The sequence below is a fragment of the Rhodococcus sp. GB-02 genome, from assembly GCF_053470465.1.
This window is the reverse complement of sequence record NZ_JBPUKE010000001.1, coordinates 2,338,224-2,362,102: the sequence shown is the minus strand read 5'-3', so window position 1 is coordinate 2,362,102 and position 23,879 is coordinate 2,338,224. Positions and strand designations below refer to the sequence as shown.

The 23,879-nt window shown below is 61.9% G+C and carries 20 protein-coding genes, 1 pseudogene and 1 riboswitch; of the genes and pseudogenes, 11 read left to right on the top strand and 10 right to left on the bottom strand.

Going from position 1 to position 23,879, the window contains the following annotated elements; translation table 11 throughout:
* Positions 1-47: 47 nt before the first annotated feature.
* Positions 48-1,580 (top strand): alkaline phosphatase, encoded by a 1,533-nt coding sequence (gene phoA / locus ACSW29_RS11145; RefSeq protein ID WP_448277227.1) that lies wholly within the window; start codon positions 48-50, stop codon positions 1,578-1,580.
* A 31-nt stretch (positions 1,581-1,611) separates the two neighbouring features.
* Here phoA and ACSW29_RS11140 read toward each other — a convergent pair whose 3' ends face one another.
* Genes ACSW29_RS11140 through ACSW29_RS11125 form a run of 4 tightly spaced genes read right to left on the bottom strand, consistent with a single transcriptional unit; the run spans position 1,612 to position 5,241 of the window.
* Positions 1,612-2,382, bottom strand: coding sequence for a (2Fe-2S)-binding protein (locus tag ACSW29_RS11140; RefSeq protein WP_317825312.1), 771 nt, complete (start codon positions 2,380-2,382; stop codon positions 1,612-1,614).
* The gene (locus tag ACSW29_RS11135; RefSeq protein ID WP_347871998.1) at positions 2,379-3,176 is read right to left on the bottom strand and encodes an ABC transporter ATP-binding protein; all 798 of its coding nucleotides are present in this window, start codon (positions 3,174-3,176) and stop codon (positions 2,379-2,381) included. The genes ACSW29_RS11140 and ACSW29_RS11135 overlap by 4 nt, the downstream gene beginning before the upstream one ends.
* Positions 3,177-3,208: 32 nt before the next feature.
* Positions 3,209-4,249 carry a FecCD family ABC transporter permease gene (locus ACSW29_RS11130; RefSeq protein ID WP_448277226.1) on the bottom strand — a complete coding sequence of 347 codons (1,041 nt, stop codon included), beginning with the start codon at positions 4,247-4,249 and terminating at the stop codon, positions 3,209-3,211.
* Positions 4,246-5,241 carry an ABC transporter substrate-binding protein gene (locus tag ACSW29_RS11125; RefSeq protein WP_448277430.1) on the bottom strand — a complete coding sequence of 332 codons (996 nt, stop codon included), beginning with the start codon at positions 5,239-5,241 and terminating at the stop codon, positions 4,246-4,248. Before ACSW29_RS11125 ends, ACSW29_RS11130 begins: the two co-directional genes overlap by 4 nt.
* A gap of 116 nt (positions 5,242-5,357) precedes the next feature.
* A riboswitch (cobalamin riboswitch) is annotated at positions 5,358-5,505 on the bottom strand.
* A gap of 69 nt (positions 5,506-5,574) precedes the next feature.
* Between ACSW29_RS11125 and ACSW29_RS11120 the strand changes: the two genes are divergently transcribed.
* The 4 genes from ACSW29_RS11120 to ACSW29_RS11105 all read left to right on the top strand — a co-directional run bounded on the left by ACSW29_RS11120 (position 5,575) and on the right by ACSW29_RS11105 (position 10,521).
* Positions 5,575-7,695: an MMPL family transporter gene (locus ACSW29_RS11120; protein ID WP_317825309.1), complete on the top strand. Its 2,121-nt coding sequence runs from the start codon at positions 5,575-5,577 to the stop codon at positions 7,693-7,695.
* 66 nt (positions 7,696-7,761) lie between these two features.
* The gene (locus ACSW29_RS11115; RefSeq protein WP_448277225.1) at positions 7,762-8,067 is read left to right on the top strand and encodes a hypothetical protein; all 306 of its coding nucleotides are present in this window, start codon (positions 7,762-7,764) and stop codon (positions 8,065-8,067) included.
* Between the two features lie 286 nt (positions 8,068-8,353).
* Positions 8,354-8,476 (top strand): hypothetical protein, encoded by a 123-nt coding sequence (locus tag ACSW29_RS11110; protein ID WP_283303309.1) that lies wholly within the window; start codon positions 8,354-8,356, stop codon positions 8,474-8,476.
* Between the two features lie 50 nt (positions 8,477-8,526).
* Positions 8,527-10,521 (top strand): SDR family oxidoreductase, encoded by a 1,995-nt coding sequence (locus tag ACSW29_RS11105; protein ID WP_448277224.1) that lies wholly within the window; start codon positions 8,527-8,529, stop codon positions 10,519-10,521.
* 106 nt (positions 10,522-10,627) lie between these two features.
* On the opposite strand, the gene ACSW29_RS11100 is transcribed toward ACSW29_RS11105, so the two are convergent.
* Positions 10,628-11,311, bottom strand: coding sequence for a response regulator transcription factor (locus ACSW29_RS11100; protein WP_448277223.1), 684 nt, complete (start codon positions 11,309-11,311; stop codon positions 10,628-10,630).
* Between the two features lie 41 nt (positions 11,312-11,352).
* Positions 11,353-12,570: a sensor histidine kinase gene (locus tag ACSW29_RS11095; protein ID WP_448277222.1), complete on the bottom strand. Its 1,218-nt coding sequence runs from the start codon at positions 12,568-12,570 to the stop codon at positions 11,353-11,355.
* Between the two features lie 253 nt (positions 12,571-12,823).
* On the opposite strand from ACSW29_RS11095, the gene ACSW29_RS11090 reads away from it, so the two are divergent.
* From ACSW29_RS11090 to ACSW29_RS11075, 4 genes are all read left to right on the top strand, one after another.
* On the top strand, positions 12,824-13,909 hold the full coding sequence (locus ACSW29_RS11090; RefSeq protein WP_448277221.1) for a serine hydrolase domain-containing protein: 1,086 nt from the start codon (positions 12,824-12,826) through the stop codon (positions 13,907-13,909).
* Between the two features lie 228 nt (positions 13,910-14,137).
* Positions 14,138-15,322: a serine hydrolase domain-containing protein gene (locus tag ACSW29_RS11085; RefSeq protein WP_448277220.1), complete on the top strand. Its 1,185-nt coding sequence runs from the start codon at positions 14,138-14,140 to the stop codon at positions 15,320-15,322.
* A gap of 100 nt (positions 15,323-15,422) precedes the next feature.
* Positions 15,423-16,619 carry a serine hydrolase domain-containing protein gene (locus ACSW29_RS11080; protein WP_448277219.1) on the top strand — a complete coding sequence of 399 codons (1,197 nt, stop codon included), beginning with the start codon at positions 15,423-15,425 and terminating at the stop codon, positions 16,617-16,619.
* A 286-nt stretch (positions 16,620-16,905) separates the two neighbouring features.
* The gene (locus tag ACSW29_RS11075; RefSeq protein ID WP_223304655.1) at positions 16,906-18,057 is read left to right on the top strand and encodes an MFS transporter; all 1,152 of its coding nucleotides are present in this window, start codon (positions 16,906-16,908) and stop codon (positions 18,055-18,057) included.
* Positions 18,058-18,150: 93 nt separating this feature from the next.
* On the opposite strand, the gene ACSW29_RS11070 is transcribed toward ACSW29_RS11075, so the two are convergent.
* Positions 18,151-19,776, bottom strand: coding sequence for an N-acyl-D-amino-acid deacylase family protein (locus ACSW29_RS11070; RefSeq protein ID WP_448277429.1), 1,626 nt, complete (start codon positions 19,774-19,776; stop codon positions 18,151-18,153).
* A gap of 153 nt (positions 19,777-19,929) precedes the next feature.
* Positions 19,930-20,919, bottom strand: coding sequence for a threonine ammonia-lyase (locus ACSW29_RS11065; RefSeq protein WP_448277218.1), 990 nt, complete (start codon positions 20,917-20,919; stop codon positions 19,930-19,932).
* An 81-nt stretch (positions 20,920-21,000) separates the two neighbouring features.
* Here ACSW29_RS11065 and ACSW29_RS11060 point away from each other — a divergent pair, with 81 nt between their 5' ends.
* Positions 21,001-21,921: a LysR family transcriptional regulator gene (locus ACSW29_RS11060; protein WP_448277217.1), complete on the top strand. Its 921-nt coding sequence runs from the start codon at positions 21,001-21,003 to the stop codon at positions 21,919-21,921.
* A gap of 45 nt (positions 21,922-21,966) precedes the next feature.
* Here the strand turns inward: ACSW29_RS11060 and ACSW29_RS11055 are convergent, their stop codons facing one another.
* Positions 21,967-22,542 (bottom strand): TetR/AcrR family transcriptional regulator, encoded by a 576-nt coding sequence (locus tag ACSW29_RS11055; protein ID WP_448277216.1) that lies wholly within the window; start codon positions 22,540-22,542, stop codon positions 21,967-21,969.
* A gap of 100 nt (positions 22,543-22,642) precedes the next feature.
* On the opposite strand from ACSW29_RS11055, the pseudogene ACSW29_RS11050 reads away from it, so the two are divergent.
* A pseudogene (locus ACSW29_RS11050) lies at positions 22,643-23,224 on the top strand (NAD(P)H-dependent oxidoreductase); the annotation flags it as partial.
* 13 nt (positions 23,225-23,237) lie between these two features.
* Here ACSW29_RS11050 and ACSW29_RS11045 read toward each other — a convergent pair.
* Positions 23,238-23,819 carry a GNAT family N-acetyltransferase gene (locus ACSW29_RS11045; protein ID WP_230812317.1) on the bottom strand — a complete coding sequence of 194 codons (582 nt, stop codon included), beginning with the start codon at positions 23,817-23,819 and terminating at the stop codon, positions 23,238-23,240.
* Positions 23,820-23,879 lie beyond the last annotated feature (60 nt).

The following is a 23,879-nucleotide window of genomic DNA, read 5'->3' as shown; positions in this document are numbered from 1 at the left end:
CGGCGTTCATCATCTCCATCCACACTGTTTCCAGGAGTACTACTCGTATGTCGTTCTCGCGCAACACACGTAGGTTGACGGCCGTCGCCGGCGCCGTCGTCGTTCTGGCCGCTGCAGGCTGCAGCAGCAGTGCCGATGAGGCCACGGGCTCGAACGGCACGACTGTCGATCGCGCCGCGACCGGCCAACTGTCCTCGAATGGTGGTGCTCGTCGTATCGACGGTGATCAGTCGGCCGCGGTGCGCGACGCCGTCAACGCTTCCGGCGCGAAGAACGTCATTCTCTTGATCGGCGACGGCATGGGCGACTCTGAGATCACAGCCGCGCGCAACTACGCCGAAGGCGCTGCCGGCAGCTTCCCCGGTCTCGACGCCCTGCCGATCGCCGGCCAGTACACGCACTACGCACTGACCAAGGACGGCAAGCCCGACTACGTCACCGACTCCGCAGCGAGTGGATCGGCGTGGTCCACCGGCACCAAGACCTACAACGGCGCGATTTCCGTCGACATCAAGGGGCAGGCCCAGTCGACCGTCCTCGAGATCGCCAAGGCGAACGGCAAGGCCACCGGCAACGTCTCCACCGCAGAGGTGCAGGACGCCACCCCCGCAGTGCAGGTCGCGCACGTCAGTGGCCGCAAGTGCTACGGACCGGAGGCGACGTCCAAGTCCTGCCCGGAGAACGCCATCGAGAACGGGGGCAAGGGGTCGATCAGCGAACAGCTCCTCGACACCCGCGCCGACGTCACCTTCGCCGGTGGTGCCAAGTCCTTCGCCGAGACTGCGAAAGCCGGTGACTGGCAGGGCAAGACGCTCAACGAGCAGGCCGCAGCTCGCGGCTACCAGCTGGTGAAGAACGCCGCCGAGATGAACGAGGTCGGCAAAGCCGATCAGGATGCGCCCGTGCTCGGCCTGTTCGCCGAGGGCAACATGCCCGTCCGCTGGGAAGGATCCGTCGCCACCCGTGACGGTTACCTGCAGCCCGCCGAAACCTGCGTCGACAACCCCAAGCGAACCTCCGACGTACCCAAGCTCGCGGACATGACTCAGAAGGCCATCGATCTACTGAAGGTCAACGACAACGGTTTCTTCCTCCAGGTCGAAGGTGCCTCGATCGACAAGCAGGATCACGCGGCCAACGCGTGCGGTCAGATCGGTGAAACCGTCGACCTCGACGAAGCTGTGCAGAAGGCACTCGAATTCGCGAAGACCGACGGAGAAACCCTGGTCATCGTCACAGCCGACCACGCTCACACCAGCCAGATCGTCACCAATGTCAGCGCAGACGACATCGCCACCATCGCCAAAGACCAGAACATCCCGGTCGAGCGCGCCCAGGACATCGTCTACCCCGGCCTGACCCGCAAGCTGGCCACCAAGGACGGCTCGGAGATGACGATCAGCTACGGAACGTCCGAAGATCCGGCCGTCGAATCCGAAGGACACACCGGAACCCAGTTGCGCGTAGCAGCTTTCGGCCCGCACGCGGCCAACGTCAGCGGCCTCACGGACCAGACCGATCTGTTCTTCACGATGACCGACGCACTGGGACTCGACCGTTCCAAGGTCGCAGCTCACTGATCCGATAACACCTGAATCCGCCCACCCACAGTCACACCAGAGCGGCCAAGGCGCGCACCCGGTCTTCGGGTGCGCGCTTCGGGCAACTGGTGCACTTGCCTTCACCGGGTACCTCGTAGATCAGGCAGCACGACGCCCGCTGCGTGAATCTGCGTCGCCCGAATGCCACCGGAGTCAATGGATTACCCACGCGCACAGCAGATTCTCTGCGGTCCACGTCCACGAAACGCGGGACCGGAATGCCCGGGTTCTCACCGCGGAGAACTTCGATCAGACCGGCAGCAAATGCACTTCCGCGCTCCCGCGCATTACCGGCGGCGTCGAGGCTGCGATTGGCGATGGAGTCCGTTGTGATCGCCCACAGCGCCTGCTGCCGAACGCCGGACACCTCGGCGAGCACCTCGATCACGGGACTGAGCGAGCGGAACATCGCGTGGCCCAACTCCGCCACACTCCGCGAGATCGAAATTACCGATCCGGCAGCGAAACCGCCCAGATAGCCGTTGTCACGCAGGAAGATCCGCCCACCGTCCAACACTGGATCGGCCGCGAACCCGGTGACCATTCCGGTTCCGATCGGAATGCCGGTCAGCGTCGAACTGGCCGAGTACCACCACAACGTGCCGTTCACTCGACTGTCCGCACTCCCCCATCGCTCGGCCGTATCGGCGACGCGTGCTGCCAACCACTGGGGGTCGGTCATCAACACCGCTGGCACCGTATCCGGATACGCGCTCAGGTTGTCGAAGAACGGCACAGCTACTGCCATACGGGCGTAGATCCCGGCTACCGATTCCGTCATGCCAGCCCCAATATCTCCATCCGCGGACGTACTCCGCGTTCGACTCGCGCCTTGATGCCGAAAACCTCGGCCAACAACGGCTCGTCCAAGACCTCGACCGTAGACCCACACGCGCGGAGTTCACCTTCGGTGAGCACCGCAAGGTTGTCGCAGTACTCGACTGCCAACCGTAGATCGTGCATGGTGACCACAACTGCGAGCCCCGCCGACGCAAGTTCGGCGAGCAATTCCATCACGATCAACTGGTGACGAAGATCGAGATGATTGGTCGGCTCGTCCAACAACAGAACCTTGGGCTCCTGAGCCAACGCGCGCGCTATCGAGACACGTTGCCGCTCACCACCCGACAGGGTGGACACGTCGCGTCCGGCAAGCTCGACCAGACCGACCTGCTCGATGCACCGGTCCACGATGGCGGTATCGCGCTCCGTGCTTCGGTCCAACCAGCTACGGTGCGGAGTTCGTCCGAGCGCGATCGATTCACGAACCGAAAGTCCTGCCGCGACAGTAGGTTCCTGGACGCTCGCCGAGATGGTTTTGGCGATGTCCTTACGCGAGAGCGTCGTCGAGTCGGCTTGATCGATCAGAACTGCTCCACCTGTCGGCGTCAAAGCGTTGTAGCAGCAGCGCAGTGCCGTCGTCTTGCCACTGCCGTTCGGTCCGACCAAGCCCAATATTTCACCGGACGTCACTGCGAAAGTGATGCCGCGCAAGACTTCGCGGTTGCCGAGCCTCGCCCGGGTCTCGACGAGTTCAAGCAGAGGCGCAGCTTCGGCGTCCTTCGGGAGTGTCACTGTTCTGGATTGTGCCACTGTTCTGGCCTGTGTCACTGTTCGAGCCTCCGATACTGCCGGTAGAGCATCCAGACGAAGATCGGCGCACCGACGAGGGCGGTGATCACCCCGACCGGGACTTCAGTGGATTGCGCCACCGAGCGCGCAGCGGTATCCGCGGCAACCATCGCGACGGCGCCCAGCAGGGCTGCAGCAGGGAGCAGTCGAATTGCTCTGGTGCCGACGATGAAGCCTGCCAGATGTGGGATCAGCAGACCGATGAAACCGATTCCACCGGCAACGCTGACTGCCGCGCCCGCCAGTACGGAGACCGCGAGCAAGGACAAGACACGGAACCGTCGGACGTTCATACCGAGTGCAGCAGCCCCGTCGTCACCGGTCTGCAACACGTCCATCCATCGCGAACTGAACAGAAGCGCGGCACCGACGACGACTAGCGCCATCGTCGGGAAGATCAGCGTCGACCATCGCGCATCTCCGAATCCGCCGGCAATCCAGTGCATCACCGACGTCACGTGCCGATCATCGGCCAACACCAGGATGCAAAAGGTGATGAGCGCCGAGAATATCTGGGCGAGCGCGACACCCACCAAAATGATCGCGGTCGGCTGCGGATACCGGCCGCCGATCAGCAGCGCGAGGAACAACGGGATCATCGCCCCGACGAATGCTGCGACCGGAATCGTGAAAACCCCGAGGAGGCCGGCACCGAAACCCAGCACCGACACAAGCACCACCATGAATCCCGCACCCGACGACACTCCGAGTAGATACGGGTCGGCAAGAGGATTCCGTGTGACAGCCTGAGCAACGGCACCCGACATCGCCAAGGACGCACCCACCACCGCAGCCGTGAGGGCACGGGGTAGGCGAGAATCGATCACGATCGACTCCCGCGCCGCGGTCCACCACGTCTCGAAAGTCCCTGGCGCCAAACGAGCTCCGACTATCGCCCAGACGTCACCGACGGGAATGCGAACCGATCCCAAGGAGACGGCCAACCCCAGTACGATCGCCAAGCCGATCGCCAAGCCGACAAGCAGGGCGCCGTACCCGTAACGCGTGCGGGTCACTTCGCCGCGTCAGCGCCCGGATGGAAGGCTGTCGCGATGGTCTGTGCCGAACGCACCAACCGTGAACTCTCGAACAGGTCAGCGAGAGGAACCACGACGAACCGGTTCTGCTGCACAGCAGGGGTGGTCGCCATCAACGGCTGGGCACGGAGGAAGTCGATCTTCTGGTCGGCCGTCTTGTCGCCGTAGTCGATGACCACGATCGCCTGGGGTGCACGCTCGGCAACAGCTTCCCACGATGCGTCGATGTAGGGCTTTGTCCCTTCGGCGAAGATGTTCGAGACGCCGGAGTATTCCGCGACCAATTGACCGACGCCGACTCCGCCGATTGTCGTCGGAACCTGGTCACCGCTGTCGTAGAAGAAGGTCGGCACCGGCGCCGCGTCCCCGACCGAAGCGCGGACGGAATCGAGACCATCGCTGATCTCCTCGGCGACCTCGCGGGCGGAATCTTCGACGCCCAGGACTCGACCGAGTTGCGTGTAGTCGTTCTCGAGCAATCCGATGTCGGGGAAACCGGTGCCACAGTATTCGGAGAAGAGGAAGGTGTTGATTCCGCGCTCGCCGAAAGCGTCTCGGGAACGGCCTTGCTTCTCGTTGAAGGCACTGGTCATTCCTCCGACCACGAAGTCCGGATCGACGTCGAGAACCTGCTCCATGCTCGGGAACGTATCGGAGAGGCTGGGAATCTTGTTGAATACATCGGCGGTCTCGGCAGTTGGCGGGTTGTCACTGTAAGCCCGCCCGACAATCCGATCACCCGCGCCGATCTCGATGAGGGCTTCGGTGACGTGTCCGTTCAAAGACACGATGCGCTGCGGCGGCGAATCGAAGGTCATCTCGCGATCGCAGTTGGTCACGGACACCGGCTGTGCGAAGGATTCCGCAGCAGACGCCGACTCTGATTCCTGACCTTTGGAACAACCTGCCGAAACCAAGGCGACCGCGATGAGAACAGTGGCGGCGCGGGAAGGGGAGAACTGAAGTGACACGGGGACCTCGTAAGGGCTCTGAGCCACGAATGAGAATCCGACAGACAACTCCGCCCGCACACTGATCCTCGGCCAGAGCTCCTGCTGGACTTCCTTTTCGTAGACCACGACGAATGGATGTCGCACACCGCGCGGTGGGTAATCGGGCTTGCCGACGCTCGGCGACTACCGAGAATCGACCTACCGTTGCGGGTCAGCGCCGGATTCGGACCGGCTTCCCCCACACGCGTGGCTTGCAAGTGCTTCGAGCAGTATGCATCACGTTTCCGATTCAAGACCAAACGCCCACTACAGTCGATCTGGCCAGACGCCCCCACACACCGGAGTTGATACATGACACGCTGGGCCCAAACCGTCGTCGCCCGGAAATGGTGGGTACTGAGCCTCGCGGTTCTGATAGTTCTCATCAGTGGGGTGTGGGGACTCGGAGTATTCGGCAAGCTCAGCCAGGGCGGATTCATCGATCCGGGCAGTGACTCCGCGAAAGTCGCCGACATCATCGAAGACAACCTCGGCCCACAGACCCCGGACATCATCGCGATCTATTCGCCCACAGGCGGTAAGACCCTGGACGACATCGGGCCGGCAGTGACGGCCGCGGTCGACCAGTTCAAAACGGAAGTGCCGACGGCGTCGGTGAAGTCGTATTGGGGAACGGACGCGGCGGCCAAGGCCAGTCTGCTCTCGAACGACGGATCCATGGGCGCCGTTGCGATCACGTTGGCACCGGACTCGGGAGTCACGCCGGCCACTTTCGCCGATCTCTTGCCGAAGCTCGAAGTCGAAGGCGCCGAGGCACAATTCGCGGGCAACACCGTCGTCGGCGTCGCATTCAACACGAAACTCGAGAAAGACCTGGTTGTCGCCGAGGCCATCGCCATTCCGATCACTCTGGTGCTGCTGGTCTTCATCTTCGGCGGCGTCGTCGCTGCCGCGGTTCCGGTGTTCGTAGGTGTACTCAGTGTCCTGAGCGCATTGGCGGTTCTCCGGATCCTCACCTTGGTCACCGATGTGTCCTCATTCTCGATCAACGTCGCTTCTCTTCTCGGGTTGGGACTGGCGATCGACTACGGACTGTTCGTGGTCGGCCGGTTCCGTGAAGAACTGAATTCAGGCTCGGATCCGGGAGCTGCTGCCCAGCGAACAGTTCTGACGGCGGGTCGCACCGTCATGTTCTCGGGTCTACTGCTGATCTGTGCGTTCAGCGGCATGCTCGTTTTCCCGCAGGCCGTCATCCGGTCTCTGGGCTTCGGTGCGATCGCTGCAGTACTGAGCGCGGCAGTCCTGTCGCTGACCGCTGTGCCTGCGCTGCTTGCCATTCTGGGGCATCGCATCAACGCCCTGACGTGGCGCAAGGATGCGGCGCAACGCGGCGAGGAACGCTCGCGCAAGTTCTGGGGCCGCGTCGTCACGTGGGTGATGAAGCGTCCGGTCGCGGTCTCGGTGACGATCGTGGCCGTGCTGCTCGTGATGGCCTCGCCTCTGCTCGGCGCCCGTTTGGGAGAACTCTCGTACACCGCACTGCCGGACAACGACCCCGCTCGCGTCGCGATGGACACGTTGGTCAACGACTTCCCTCAGACCGGTAACGGCGCGACGTTGATCCTTCAGGCCGAGGACGGGAACACTCTCACCCCGGCCGAAGGTGCAGCGATCGCCGAGTCCGCCGGTCAGGTCGAGGGCATCGGTCAGGCGACCGTCGTCGCGAGCACCAATCAACTCATCGCGGTTCAGGCGCTGTACAGCGAGGGCTCCACGCCCCAATCGCAGAGCGCCGCAGTCACGGATCTGCGTGCGATCTCCGCTCCCGACGGGACGGAACTGCTTGTCGGCGGCGGCCAAGCCATGGTCGACGACGGCAACAACGCCGTCCTGCACTGGCTGCCGGTGATGATCCTCATCATGGTCGGATCGACCTTGATCTTATTGTTCCTCGCGTTCGGGTCGGTGATCCTGCCCATCAAGGCGGTGCTGATGGCAGCCCTGAGCCTCGCGACCACCTTCGGCGTCCTGACCTTCGTCTTTCAGGACGGTCACGGCGTCGAACTCCTCGGGGTCAGTCAAACTCCGCTGGAGGCGACGTTTGTCGTGCTCATCCTCGCGGTCGTCTTCGGATTATCCACGGACTACGAGGTCTTCCTGATGTCACGGATGGTCGAGGCAAAGAACGCGGGTGCGACGACAGAGGAAGCGGTCAAGTTCGGAACCGAGCGCACCGGCCGCATCGTGACGGCTGCCGCCTTACTCCTGATCGTGGTGACCGGGGCCTTCGCGATGTCCGGGCTGTCGGTGATGAAGTTCCTGGGCGTCGGCATGATCGTCGCGCTGATCGTCGACGCGACCATCATCCGTATGTTGCTCGTGCCCTCACTCGTGAAGTTGATGGGCGAAGCGAACTGGTGGGCTCCCGCGTGGATGAAAAAGGTTCACGCGAAGGTCGGCATCGGCCACTGATCGCGACTGGGCCATGTCGCTGAAGAGTGCCTGGGATCCTGCGGAGAGCCATGTTTGACTAGGGTCGTGGATGACCTACATGAGAGTGTTGTGGTCGGCTCAGCAGCGTTTTCGCGTGTCGACTCGGACGATTCGTTGGCGTGCTGGACATCGATCATCGATGTCCAGGGGGTCGGTGCCTCCAGGCCGGTGAGTCTGGTTATCGAGCCGGCCACCGTGCCGGAGTCGGCGGTGCGTGAGCTCGCTGCGACCGTGATGGCCCGGTTCGCTGAGTCAAGGCTCGAGATGGCCGATCCTTTCGGGATCGGTGTTCTGTTCGAAGGAACGACCCCGTATGCGGTCGAGGACTTGTCGGGCGCTGAACCGGCCTAGGGTTTGCCGGCCTGGCCACGCCATCGCCTCGACGATGGTGCGCCGGTCTACTGGCGGACGGCGCGTGGCCTTCACACCCTCGGAACAACGGCCGCCCACATCTCATCCCAAATCACGTCACGCGACGCAAGGACGAGCGCGCACCCCCACTGCGCCCGAAACTCTTCAGCAACAGGACCTAGTGGATTTCCCCGATCGGGCAGTCGTCCTCGAGGATGACTGCCCGATCGTCTAAATCGCTCCGCAGGGCGATGTTCTCCGAAGCTGATTTCGTCAGACTTGGAGCATGACAATTTTCGAATGGATCCTTGCAATCCCCGCTCTTGCGCTTGCCGTCGCGTTCTTGTTCTCCGGAATCATCACCGCGGGCATCGACTTCGACGCCGAGGACGGTGTCATGACGCATTGATGTTCGTTTCCCTCTAGCCGCTAATCTTACTTTGGAGTAAGTTACCGACTATGGCCACATACATCGTCACTGGCGGTACCGGATTTCTCGGACGAGCTGCACTGCCACTCCTGCTCGAGCGTGATCAAACTGCTCAGATCCATGTGCTGGTCAGAGCCGGTTCTGTCGCCAGACTCGAAGAACAGGTGTCGGCAATTCCCGGCGGCGATCGCGTGCATCCGCTCATTGGAGATCTGACCGAGCCTGGGCTGGGCATCGATTCTCCCCCACCTGCCGACCACGTCCTTCACCTCGGCGCGATCTACGACATCACCGCCGGAGACGAGCAGGCTTCGACGAATGTCGAGGGCACACGCTCCGTGGTCGACCTTGCCGCACAGCTGGGAGCCACTCTTCATCACGTGTCATCAGTCGCAGTTGCGGGCGACTACCCGGGAACCTTCAGCGAAACCGATTTCGATTGCGGTCAAGGCTTTCCCACGCCGTACCACCGAACCAAGTTCGAGGCCGAGAAAATCGTTCGGGAACGAGAAGGCCTCACCTGGCGTGTCTATCGACCCTCTGCCGTGGTCGGTAACTCCGTCACCGGAGAGATGGACAAGATCGACGGTCCGTATTACTTGTTCCCAGGACTGGCGCTACTCGCGAAACTACCTGCAGCACTCCCCGTCCCGATCCCCAACCTCGGCGCGACCAACGTGGTGCCCGTCGATTACGTGGCCGCCGCCCTCGTCGAATTGATGCATGTACCCGGCCATGACGGCGAAGCATTCCATCTCGTGAATCCGAAACCTCAACCGGTACGCGAAATCTATGCCGGACTCGCCAAGGCCGCTGGAGCGCCGCGGCCCGCACTCAGCCTGCCGGGTGTGATCGCCAAACCCTTCGTCTCGCCGTTGCCGATGGATTCGGCAGAATCGGCACGGAAGGTCTTCCTCGATCGCATCGGTATGCCTGCAGCTTTACTCGACAACATGACGATGGCGCCGACATTCACCTCCGCGAGAACCGTTGCCGCCCTGTCCGGATCGGGACTGGTGGTCCCCGAGTTCGGGTCGTACTCGACTGTGTTGTGGAAGTACTGGCGCGCAAACCTCGATCCCAATCGCGCACGTCGCAAGCATCCCGAAGGACCACTCGTCGGTCGGATAGTTCTGATCACCGGAGGCTCGTCCGGAATCGGCAAGGCATCTGCCATTGCCGCCGCTCAGAAAGGCGCCACCGTTCTCCTGATCGCACGCCGCACCGACGAACTCGATGCCGCGGTACAGGAGATTCGATCAGCCGGGGGCAAGGCATTCGGTTATCCCTGCGACATCACCGACGACGAATCGGTCCAGCACACGATCAAAAGCATTCTGGCAGAACATGATCACGTGGACATGTTGGTCAACAACGCCGGCCGATCAATCCGACGCGGTATCTACCACTCCACAGATCGTTTCCACGACTACGAACGAACGATGGCCGTGAATTACTTCGGCGCTGTGCGATTGGTTCTGGCATTGTTGCCGACCATGCGTTCTCGCCGCTTCGGCCACATCGTGAACATCAGCAGCGCGGGAGTTCAGGCGGCGACGCCCCGATTCTCGGCCTACGTGGCGAGCAAAGCTGCCCTCGACGGTTTCTCGGACGTAGCCGCCTCCGAAACCCTGGCAGACGGAATCACTTTCACGACTATCCACATGCCGCTGGTCGAAACACCGATGATCGCTCCGACCGGCGAATACAACAACGGCCCGATCACCAGCCCGGAAAAAGCTGCGGCAATGGTGATCCGCGCGCTGATCGACCGCCCCAAACGCATCGACGTGCCACTGGGAACTTTGGGCGATCTGGGAACCCTGTTCGCACCGCACACCAAGGACCGGATCCTCAACCAGATGTACCAGGCCTTCCCCGATTCTCCAGCGGCAAAGGGTCAGGTAGACAAGGAAACTCCGGCAGACCTTCCGGCAACATCGACGCGACAGCACCACTCGCGCTCACGCATTCGTAAACTCGGTCGACGCGCCGCCCGACTCGTGCCCGGTACGCACTGGTGACAGGTGATGTGGCTTCGCCCCCGGAGGGTCGACACAAGTCCTGGTGCCACCCGAGGGCCTTGGGTTCAGACGGCGAATCTCACCGGCGCCACGCTGGCAAAAGCAATCAACCGCCAGCTGCACAGGGTTCCGTATCGGTGCCTGATCCCGGGACCACCAGACCAGACTCGTAGGCGATGACGACAGCGTGCGTTCGATTCTGAGCACCGAGCTTTGCCAGCACATTTCCAACGTGCGTCTTCACCGTCTCCAGGCTCACCACCAGAACCTGAGCAACATCCGAGTTGGACAGCCCGGTGGCCATCAACCGCAATACCTCTTCCTCCTTTGCTGTCAGCGCTGCATTCGGGAACGCCTCAGCGGAAACCAATGGGCGGGGCGTGACCATCCGACGCAGCGCGGCAGGGAACAGGATCACTTCGCCCGCCGCCACTACACGTACTGCCTCTGCGATCTGCGGGACTGGGAGCCGCTTCAGTACGAAGCCACTCGCGCCCGCACTGAGTGCGGCCGTGACGTAGCCATCGTTTTCGAAAGTGGTGATTACCAAGACTTTCGGCGGTTCGGTGCATTCGGCCTGGAGGTGCCGAGTTGCCTCTATGCCGTTACGCAGCGGCATCCGCACATCCATCAGCACCACATCCGGACGAAGTTGCCGCGAAAGCTCCACTGCTTCGATACCGTCGGAAGCCTCGCCGACGACCACAATCCCGGGCTGAGCTGCGAGCAGCATACGCAGGCCACTGCGAGTAACGTCGTCGTCATCCGCAATCAGCAGGGTGACTGGCATGCTTGCAGGGTTGGGAGCGCCCTCACTCCAATTGGCTTCAGTCATCGTGCCGCCCGTACCGGCAACTGAACACTCAATCGCCAGCCCTGGGCTCCGTCCGGTCCAGCCTCGAGCTCGCCGTTCAAGAGTCGCACGCGCTCGGCCAGACCGGCCAGGCCGCGCCCTGATCTTCGAACTACGTCTGCTTTTCCCTCGGTCACTGCCCCGATGCTGTTGACCACTCTGAGCTCGACACTCTCCGACGCGACTGCCACCGTGATTTCGATCGGCCCGCTGTCCCCGTGCCGCAGAGCATTGGTCGTCCCCTCTTGCAGGATCCGGTACCCCGCGCGAGAGAGTGTGCCCTGGATCTGCGAAAGGTCACCAGACAGGTTCACCTCCACAACCGCCCCTGCATGCCGCAACCGGTCAATCAAGTCGGGCAAGTCCGACAGCGTCCGCGAAGGTACAGCCCCAGGCCTCTCCTCGCGAAGTACACCCAGTACGTAGTCCAGGTCCTCGAGCGCAGCCCGTGTCGACTCCTCGATGCTACGCATGGCGGCCCTCGCGGCGGCAGGATCGGAGGCGAGCACCTCGCCCGCCACCGCCGCCTGGATCGTGGCGGCGGTGAGCGTGTGCCCGATCGAGTCGTGCAACTCGTGAGCGACCCGATTGCGTTCGGCCAGTTGCAGTTCACGTTCTTCCGCCAGCGCGAGCCGTTCGGCCGTGGACGGCCCCAGCAGTGGTGGCGCCAGCCATCTCAGGAGTGTTGCCACCAGGACACAAATTCCTACCGCAAGCAGGAGGCAGCCGGCCGCCACGACCCAGGTCCATCCACCCGTCACGTCAACCGACGTATCGAACAGACTGATTCGCGCCGTGCCGCCGAGCCAGTTCCCCGGGAGCGAAATCCCCATGGTGAAAAGGACGATGGTCGCGAGCGCCGCCATCCAGCCCACCATGACATGCAGGACAATCCAGAGCGGGGCACGCCAACGATCAATGTCCGAGAGGTTGGGAGTACGGTGTCCGAGCGCTGGGCTCGGCAGCGACACCTGCAGAAGTCGGCGGGCAGACACGATGAGCGCGCGTCGCACAGGATGCGCCAGGCCGAGTGCTCCTACCAGAGTCACCCATATGAGCAGGACCGAAAGCACCCGGACGAACTCGGGTGCGGATTGCCACGCGAGAGCAGGCAATATCGCAACCACCAGAAGTGGCAGGCTCGCCAACACACCACAAAAGGCGAAAAGCACAGCTGAGTATGTAGAGCCCCGCATCAGCGGTCGTAATCCTGTGATCATGATTCGACCAGTATGACTGGGCCGCTCGGCGATGGCCTCCCCCAATCGAGGGAGATGGTTTTCCCGCGTCGGAGCGATGCGCGACCGATCCTCAAGCAGACAGGATCGTGTCCAGACCGATCATTCTCTCCAAGGAGTTCTACTGATGCGTCGCCACAGTCGACAGGGCCAACCTAACTCACCCCAAAGACAAGGCCGGAAACGGCACCGCGCCCTCTGTTCCGTCGCAATGACTCTCGGCGTCGTCGCCCTCGGTGCGTGCTCGTCGACCGCCGATACCGCCGCTGCGCGGCACGATACGGTTCAACACTCACTCGACGCGCTGGTGAGCGAGGACGGACTACCCGCCGCCCTCGCAAGCATCCAAGAACGAAACGGCAACTCCCACAACTACACCGCAGGAGTCGGTGACCTGACCACCGGATCAGAGGTACCCCACAACGGCCAAATACGAATCGGCAGCAACACCAAAACCTTCACCGCAGTAGTGGTCCTGCAACTGGTCGCCGAAGGAAAGATCGAACTCGACACCCCCATCGAGACCTATCTACCCGGACTCGTCCGCGGAGAAGGGATCGACGGCCACAACATCACCATCCGCCAACTCCTCCAACACACCAGCGGACTCCCCAACTACAGCAACTACCTGGAAGACGAAGTCCGATACTACGACCCACGCGAACTTCTCGACATCGCGCTCGAACATCCCGCCGACTTCGCCCCCGGAACGAGTTGGAAGTACAGCAACACCAATTACGTCCTCACCGGCCTACTCGTACAGAAGATCACCGAAAAACCCCTCGCCGAGGAGATGAACCGGCGAATCTTCGCGCCGATCGACCTGCAGCACACATACTTTCCTGAACCATACGACGAGAAGATCTCGGAACTCCACCCCCGCGGCTACTACCGGGAGTCATCGGACGCGCCTCTCGTCGACATCACAGAGATAGACCCCTCGTGGGGATGGGCCGCAGGGCAATTGATCTCCACCACCTCGGACCTCAACCAGTTCCTCCACGCACTCCTCGACGGACGACTTCTCCCGGCAGCCCAACTCGACCAGATGCGCACCACCGTCCCCGCGGAGGAAACCTTCGGACCCGAGACCCGCTACGGCCTTGGGCTGGTCAGCCGCCCACTCCCGTGCGGAGGCCTGTCGTGGAGCCACGGCGGCAGTTTCCCTGGCTACGAAACACGAGGGGGCGCTACCGACGACGGACGCGAAGCGAACATCGCGGTCACCATGCAAGTAGTCGACGATGCGACCCGGAGAAAACTCGAACACGCGGTGGATATCGCCCTTTGTCGCTGAGGCATCCTGTCAATCACCAAAGGCCACCTACTCCGAAATAACTCGTCAAACCGACAGTATCGGCCGCGAGACGCCGGACTCCGAGGTGCAGCCAGCTACACCCCGTACGCTCCGGCACGCACCACCGAGAGACTGCACTTCGCACCATGGAGGACGCGTACGCACGTCAATACTGTTCTCTGCATGTGGAACTCACCACGAGATCCGACGAACAGGAGACCACAACCAATGACCACCCTTCGACGTCGCCCCCTGCTCACCGTGCTTCCGGCAGCCACCGCTGCAGCCCTCATATTGGGAGTGAGCGGATGTGGTGACACCACTGACGCCACTGATTCCACTCGGCAAAGCGACGCTGCCGTGCAACAGGCGCTCGACGGCGTCATCGAACAGGGGATCCCCGGCGCACAACTCGTGATCTCCGACCCGTCGCGGGGCACTCGCATCATTCGTGCAGGAATGGGAAACACCGCCACCGGCGAGCCTATCCCCGAAGATGCGCGGGTCCGAATCGGCAGCAACACAAAGGCCTTCGTCTCGACCGTCGTCATGCAACTCGTCGACGACGGACTGCTCGACCTCGATATGAGCATCGAGCACTACCTGCCCGGAACGGTCGTAGGCAACGGGAACGACGGCAACCGAGTCACCATTCGAGATCTCTTGCAGCACACCAGTGGACTGACGGACTACCTCGCCGCCGGCGGAGCACGGCCGGAAGACATCAAGCCCGGCCAGCTGCTGGTGGGGACAAGCGCACAACCATCGGAGCACTTCTCCCCCACTGAACTGGTCGATATCGCGATGTCTCTTCCACCCGGCCCGGCAGCCAAAGACAAGGCTGTCTATTCGAACACGAACTACATTCTGCTCGGGATGCTCATCGAGAAGGTCACCGGACGCCCTGCCGCGCAGGAGATCACGACCCGCATAATCGATCCGCTCGGACTGAAGGACACCTATTTTCCCGCCTCCCGCGAGACACAGATCCGCGGTTCTCATGCACAGGGCTATCACCCGATCGGCGGCATTCAGGTCGATGTCACCGATGGTGACGTGTCGTGGGCCGACACCGCAGGTGCGATGGTCGCAACCGGCGCCGACCTCAACACTTTCTTCACGGCTTTGCTACGCGGCGACCTCGTCTCGAATGACAGGCTCGCCGAGATGAAACACACCGTGCCGTTCGACAGGAGCCCGCAGGACAGTTACGGACTCGGACTAGTCCGCGTGAACAGTTCCTGTGGGAAGGAGATCTGGGGTCACGGCGGCGGGATCCCCGGCTTCGGCACCTCGGGCGGAGTCGATACCACGGGACGCGCTGTGACTCTCACCCTCAATCACATCCCGATGAGCGAGGACGCCTTCGTAGCAGCACAGCGAGTTGTCGACGCAGCGATGTGCGAGGAGTGAAGGAAACATGTTCGTGCACGACTTCGCGCGCAATATCGAACAACGATTCTTCCCGATCGAACGATGTCCCGATCCCTACCAATCCTCAGGAGTTCTACTGATGCGTAACAATATTCGAAAGGGCTTCCCTTCCTCAGATCGCCGGCAGGACCGCAAACGGCACCGGACCTTTTCGGTCGTTACCGCGATGGCCCTCGGTGCCATGACGCTGGCGTCCTGCTCGCCCTCATCCGCCCTCAGTCCCGATACCGTCGGTTCTTCCTCCACTGAGTCCGACGCGGTTCAACGCTCACTCGACGCGCTGGTGAGCGAGGACGGACTACCCGCCGCCCTCGCAAGCGTCCAAGAACGAAACGGCAACTCCCGCAATTACACCGCAGGAGTCGGTGACCTGACCACCGGATCAGAGGTACCCCACAACGGCCAAATACGAATCGGCAGCAACACCAAAACCTTCACCGCAGTAGTGGTCCTGCAACTGGTCGCCGAAGGAAAGATCGAACTCGACACCCCCATCGAGACCTATCTACCCGGACTCGTCCGCGGAGAAGGGATCGACGGCCACAACATCACCATCCGCCAACTCCTCCAACACACCAGCGGACTCCCCGAGTACGGAATACACGTCAATGACGAAGAGATCAGATACCGCTACGCCGACCCCCACGATTTGCTCGACATCGCCTTCCAACACCCCGCCGACGCACCGCCCGGAACGAGTTGGGGGTACAGCAACACCAACTACATTCTGGCCGGCCTACTCGTACAGAAGGTTACCGGCCGCCCCCTCGCCGAGGAGATGAATCGACGTATCTTCGCGCCGATCGGCCTGCGCAACACCTACTTCCCATCCCCGGGCGACATGACCATCCGGGGTCCCCATCCCAAGGGATACCACCGCACCGGACCAGACAGCCCACTGAGTGACGTCACAGAGATGGACCCGTCGTGGGGATGGGCCGCAGGGCAGCTGATCTCCACCACCTCGGACCTCAACCAGTTCCTCTACGCGCTACTCGACGGACGACTGCTCCCCGCAGCCGAACTCGATCAGATGCGTACCACCGTCCACGTCGGCGGGCCCACCGGACTCGAGTACGGCCTCGGCCTCACCAGCAGGACTCTCTCGTGCGGCGGGGTCTACTGGGGCCACGGCGGCGACATAGTCGGTTACGAGACCCGCGGCGGCATCACCGACAACGGGCGCGCCGTAAACCTTGCGGTGACTGCTCTTCCCTCGACTGCGTCCGCCACGCAACACGTCGTAGACACCGTGGACAGAGCTTTGTGCAGTTAAAGCTCTGGTGACAACGTCACCCGGAATCTCACCCGAGTGACGCTGTACCGACCGACAAAACATTCGGTCGGTTATTGGCCGAACGGACCAATGCGGCCAACGTGTCCGCTGCCACACTTCATCAGTCCATGCGGCACAACGCAATTCAGGAGGCATGATGAAGTCGGAACGCGCCACAGTTGAGGAACCCTCGCATAGCGGCGGCAAGTCGATACAAAACACATTGGACAACAAGTCAATTCGTCGAACAACGACTATGACTGTTGGGCTGCTCAGTACGATCTGGATGATCGACATGATAGATCGCGTGATGATCGGGCTTGCACTGCCGATGATCGGAGACGAATTCTCTCTCAGTAATACGCAATTGGGCGGAGTCGTGTCGATCTTCGCCATCTTTTACATGCTCGGGCAGGTCCCCGGCGGCATGCTGGCCGACCGATTCGGACCCCGGCCACTGTTGATCGTTGCGTTGATCCTGTGGTCGGTGTTCACCGCGCTGACAGGATTCGCCTGGGGACTCGTCTCGCTGATGGTCATGCGTGCGATGTTCGGGCTCAGCCAGGGTCTCTTCCCAGCAGCGTCGTTCAAAGCTCTGGCTGAGCGAACCCGTCCGAAAACTCGCGCCACGGCCATGGGCTTCATGATCGGTGCAAACAACCTGGGCCCCGGCATCGCACCATTGATCATCGCCCCAGTTCTCATGGCCGTCGGTTGGCGGGACGCATTTTGGCTGGTGGCCATAGTCGGCGCCGTGATCGGCACAGTCGTCTGGTTGGTGCTCCCGGCGCCGTTGGACACAGAGATCACGGAAGATCCGGAGGCCGCACTGCAACCGCTCGCCAGTGAACACTCACGCGCCGCGGTATTCAAGTCCGTTTCGGTCTGGAAGTTCGCACTTCTGTTCTGCCTGGCCAACATGGCCGGATATGGGCTGTTGACCTGGGTGCCGAGCTACCTCCTCAACGAAAAGGGGCTCTCGCTGATCGATACGGGAATCTTCGCGGCGATCCCGTTCATCGTCACGGCATTGGCCATCGTTGTCGGTGGACGTCTGGTGGACAAGTACTTCCACGACAGCGCGCGCATTCTGCTCGTTCCGTGCATGGCCACCTCCGCCATTCTGCTGTTCTTGATGACTACCACCGATACCGTCGCGATGTTCACGTTCTATCAAACCCTCGCGATGGGCGTCAGCGGACTGTGCTCGATGTCGATCTTCGCCCTCCCGTTGCGGGCATTGCCCGCCGAATTCCTCGGTTCCGGAATGGGTTTGATCAACGGTTGTGGACAGCTTGCCGGTTTCATCACCCCCCTCGTGATGGGATGGATGGTGGACCAGTTCTCGTACATGGCCGCGTTCGGAGTCCTGGTCGGCGCGACGGCTGCGGCGGCATTGGTGGCCATGATCGTTCCACAGACCCCGGCGAAATTCTGAGGGCTCTCACGTGGTCCGGCGAAGTGGCCGCTGAAGGGTCGTTCCCATCAGTGGCCACTTCGCCGATCTGGACCTGACCCCGGTGCCAGCTCGTCACCTCACTGCATCGAACCCGTTGCGCGAGCGCCGAAGTGCGCGCCCTGCAAGCTTCCCCGTCGGCACCCCGTCCGACAGTGCCGGTTGCCCATTGACCAGAACGTGCCGCATTCCGGTCGCATACACTCTTGGGTTGTCGTATGTCGCGAGATCCTCTACCTGCGAGGGGTCGAAGATCGCCAGATCGGCGTATCCCCCTGGCGCAATGTAGCCCCGCTTCGCCAAACCGAAGTTTTCAGCAGGAAGGCTGGTCATTCGGCGAACGCATTCCTCGACTGATTGCCCGCCAATGCCGCGGGTGTAGCGGCTCAGAATACGGGCGAAAGCTCCGAATGAACGGGGGTGGACGGGTTGCCCCGCGAAAAGGGTTTCCGTGCTTTGAGCATCGGCATCGGAACCAACCGAAACCCAGGGACGCTCGAAGGCAATTCGCGTGTTGTCCTCCGACGCAATGAAATAGGCAGCTTCGGCTGTGGGGAGAGCGTCGAGAACAGCCAGTATGGTGTCCACCGGGTCGTGATGCCCCATCCTCCGAGCAATAGATCCCAGAGCTTCCCCCGCTCGGATCCCGAGTGCCGGTACCTCGGACAAGATCGTCACCCCATCGGCACCTCCGGACGCAGCGTAGAGATTCTCCCAGTCCTCGTCCTCACGATGGATCCTCTCGCGGATCTGGTCTCGGATACCGGTCGAGTTCAGTTGCGCGCGCCCGGCCGTGGTGTCACGACACCGAAACTCCGGTGGCAACGCGGCACTGAGCAGCGTGTTCCCCGCCTCGTACGGATACACGTCCGCGGTGATTCGCACACCGTCCTCGCGAGCCGACTCAACCAATTGCAGGGCCTCGGACATTTTGCGCCAGTGCGACTTACCAGCAACCTTGAGGTGGTAGATCTCCCCGCGCGCTCCTGTCGTTCGAGCGATATCGATCAGTTCCTCGATGCTTTCGAGAAACCTCTGCCCTTCGCTTCGGAGATGGCAGATATGGACGGCATCGTGTCTGGCGAGCACCTGCGAAAATGCTCGCAACTCGCCGGTATCCGCATAGCTTCCGGGTGGATAGATCAGAGCCGACCCCACTCCGAGAGCTCCATTTTCAAGCTCCTCGTCGAGCAGGGCACACGCTTCGGCCAGCTCTTGTTCACTCAACAGACGATTGTCCACACCCGCAACCACCATGCGCAGATTCGCTGCGCCGACGAAGCTCGCCACGTTGAAACCGACGCCGTTCGTCTCCAAGGATTCGAGAAAATCGTGCAACCTCGGCCAATGCGATTGCACCCCAGGTGGAATCGCACCCAATCCGAGCATCGCCGGAGTCATCGAACCCGTGACCGGTCCGAGAGACACGCCTTCACCGAAGACCTGGGTTGTGACCCCCTGATACAAGTCCGACAATCCTCGCGGGTCTTGCTGCAGCGTGATGTAACTATGACTGAGCACATTCACAAAACCGGGAGCCACCATGCAACCGCGAGCATCGATGTCGATCGCCCCCGGCACAGCACCGATCGTTCCGACTTCCACGATCGTGTCACCCGCGATCGCAACATCCGCTTTCCTGGGCGGGCTCCCTCTACCATCGAGCACAGTCCCGTCCCGAACGACGATTGTCGGCAGCATCACGTCTCCTCCACGGTGGCCTTGCTGTCGCGAGATGCGACCCTGTTCACTCTGCTCAATCGTGAAAGCGAAATCTTGTTCCAGACACACATACGCGATGCAAAATTGGTGCCGCCCTACCAAACTGGCACATGGTTCCGATCATGCCATCGGTTAGCCAACGGCCCTGCGGATCTCGCTCTCGGAGGCATTGGCGCCCGTGCAGACAACAGCAACGCGCTTGCCAGCGAAGGTGTTCGGATGCGCAAAGACCGCAGCAAGTGCAGCCGCACCGGCGCCTTCACTCAAAGTGTGAGCGTCGTAGAGCAACGCCCGCTGCGCGAGGGTGATGTCGTCGTCCGTGACGAGCAGGAAGCCTCCGAGCCGTTCACGCAAAACACGTTGAGTCAGTGCGAACCCGGCACCGGTCGCAAGCCCTTCGACACGGGTGGTGTTCGGGCGCTCGACGCACGCGCCGGAACTCCATGAGTCATGTGCGGCTCGCGCGGCCTCCGACTGCACTGCGAACACCTCTAGGTGCGGTGCGAGCGCACTGGCGACGAGACACGCCGCCGCGGCGCCGCTGCCGCCACCGACTGGGACTACCACCGCGTCCAGATCGGTTTGTTGTTCGACGAGTTCGACGTAGGCAGTAGCGACACCGGCAAGGATGGCCGGCTCATTGGCGGCGCTGACGAGACGCAGGCCGTCACGTTCGCTGATGAACTCGGCGTGAGCACGTGCCTCGTCGAAATTCACACCGTGCTCGATGAGCTCGGCTCCGAGCATGCGGACAGCGTGAGCCTTGACTGGATTCGCCCCAACCGGCATGACGATCACACACCGCACGCCTGCACCCGCTGCTGCATACGCCAAGGATTGAGCGTGGTTTCCGGTCGAGTAGCCGACAATCCCGCGCGCCCGCGTCGCCTCATCCAGTCCTGCCACCAGATTCAGTCCACCGCGAACCTTGAACGCACCCGTGGGGTGCACGTTCTCGTGTTTGACGAACAATTGGCTGCACGAACCCGCACCCAAGGTCGGGTGCGATATCAGGGGCGTGACCGGTAGATGCCGTCGCACGACCTGACTGGCACGCTCGATGTCAGCCCATACGGGTGGATGTAGCTGGTTTGATGCCGTGAGATCAGGTGCCGGAGCCATGTGATTCACCCTGCCAAACACCGATTCATAGATCCAATACGTGTTCTCGTCAAAAGCATCGAAATCTTCTATGATTTCGGCATGCTCGATCTAATTCGGCTGAGGGTCTTGGCCGCTGTTGCGCAGGAAGGGTCGGTGACAGCCGCCGCCGACTCTCTCGGTTACGCGCAGCCCTCCATCAGTCACCACCTTCGACAGCTCGAGTCGGAAGTCGGGGTTCCACTGTTCCAGCGAGCGGGTCGTGGACTGCGCCTGACGGAAGCCGGCACGGTGCTGGTTCGGCGAGCCACAGAGATCCTCGGCCACGTCGACGCAGCGGTAGCCGAAGTCCAGACGTACGCAGGACTGAGGGCCGGGCGGGTACGACTGGCCGCATTCCCGTCAGCCCTGGCGAGTTTGATTCCGCAGGCGATGGCAGCGTTCACGTCCAAGTACCCCGATGTGTCCATCAGCCTCGTTGATGCAGAACCACCCAGAGCACTTGCACTGCTTCGTAACAACGATGTCGACGTAGCTGTTGTCTTCGCGCACGAGGACACCCCTGACGTCGGGCTCAAGCATGTCGCGCAGACGACTTTGCTGGAAGATCCGTTGTACCTGATCACCTCTGCGCGGAATGCGGATGCCACCAACGAGATCACGGACTACGCCGGTGAGACCTGGATTGCCGGTTGCCCGAGCTGCCGAGCCCACCTCCTCACCGCTTGCAATCGAGCTGGATTCATTCCGCGGATCGAGTTCGAGACCGACGACTACGTAGCCGTCCAAGCGCTGGTCGCCTCCGGAAGCGGGGTCAGCACCCTTCCGGCTCTCGCTCTCCAGGCACATCAGAATCCGAATATCCGCGCACACCGCATTAGCGGCGAGCGACGCACTATCTCTGTCGCGACCTACGGGAAACCTCCACATGCTCCGGCGATCGACGCGTTCGTCCAAACTCTGACAGCGATATCCGAATCCATGCGTGAGCGCGTCGAACTGGATGGGCACGTCAGTCGATGACGAACCTGGGCGGCTCGATCAAGACCGCCCGCATACCCGGGGACCTCAGGTCCGGCCGACCACCGCGACAATCAGTGCGGCAAGTTCGCTTCGAGCCTCGTCGGGCGAGAGCGCTCCCGCTACCGCCGCGTGCGAGAGTGCCTCTGCAGCACCGAATATTGCAGTCATCGAAGGTTGCGCAAGTCCGCCGGCTGCACCAAAGGGAGTCAGCACCTCCCGACATCGTTCGGAATAGACATGTTCCGATTCACGCTTGACCCGCTCCAGTTCGGGCGAACCCTCCAGCGCTGCAAGCACACCCGTCAGCTCACGCCCCTGCGCCAGCGAACATCCGACGTAGGAGTCGGCGATGGCATTCGCGCGTCCGCTCAAGGACTCATCCGCGGCATCGAGATACTCCTCGAGCATCACCGTCTGACGATCGTCGAATTCCTTGAAGAGGGCCGCCAACAACGCGGCGCGGGAGGCGAAATGGCTGTAGACAACCGGCTTTGCAACGCCGGCACGTTCAGCCAACCGGCCGAGGGTCAGCGCGTCCGCGCCCTCCTCTCGCACCAATGCCCACGACACCTCCACGAGTTGTTCGTACCTGCCGGACCGCGACAGTCTCGTACGTGCCATCGGACACCTCCTTGCGCTATATACCAATAGTAACCTACTCTTAGTACATAAGCGCACCATCTACTGAAGGAACGCTCATGTCCACAGTTCCCATTCCGATCCACACTCGCTGACCCAGCATGTCGCTCGTTCTACCGCCGACGCGATCCGCAACCTGGGCGGCGACGTCGACGTCGCGGACCTACATGCCGAAAATTTCGATCCCCGATTCTCCGAAGCCGATGTGAACCTTTTCCGCGGCAACGGGACTTCCCCGGCTGATGTTGTAGCCGAGCAGGACCGAATCGATCGTGCAGACGATCTGATTCTCGTGTTTCCTACGTACTGGTGGTCGATGCCGGCTCTACTCAAAGGTTGGATCGATCGAGTCTTCGTCAGCGGATGGGCGTACGAATTCACCCCGGGAAGCGAATTCGTGAAGAAACTGGACCGACTCACCGTCCACCTGATTCCAGTCGCAGGTGACGACGCCGAGAGTTTCGACCGACACGGCGTGTACGAGGCCTTCCGGACACAGATCGAACGCGGAATCATCGAATATTGCGGTGCCACATTGGGATCGACAACCTTCGTTCACGAGTCGGACACGAAGAGCCGAGACGTCCTCGCCGCAGAAATCCACGACCTCAGCGAAAGCATCGCGTCCCGTGTCGCCTACCCTGCGACCGCGACTTCCCGTTGACGGTCAAAAACGGTCAACTGACGCTTGATTGGCCCGTGGCTGCCCAGTAGCGAAGCGTATCTCCCGTATGACCGAGGTTGCGCGACAACTGATCAGCTGGGCGCACGCTGTCGAGTAAACCACCACACCCTTCGATTGCCTTACGCGAACCCGCGTTCGATTCGTCGCAGGTAATCAGGACGCGACTGAGCCCCACCGGGTCGCCGGCATACGTGAGCACCTCCCGCAGAGCAGTCGACGCTATCCCTTTCCGGCGTTCCGACGGCCGGACCCCGTAGCCGATATGGCCACCGACATCGGCCAAGAACTCATTCAAGCTGTGTCGCAACTGGATAGCACCGAGGTACCTGCCGTCTCGAACGATCCACCAGTTGGTTGCCGGGACAATGTCGGGCCCTGGTAACGCCTCAGGCTGCGCCAACAACTCCTGCACCCATTGCCCGAATCCATCGCGGGATGCAAGGTCGAGATCTAGACGTTGCGCAACTCCCAAGGCCGAACCGGGCTGATCCGCCTGCGGTCCGCCCCACTCGTCACGCGACTCCAACCAGGACGCCCACAAGGCCTCGTCAGGAGCAACCAAATCGACAGTCATAGCTGCGATGCTACTTCGCACCGGCACTGGTCGGGACTTCGCCTCATTCCATCGCAAAGG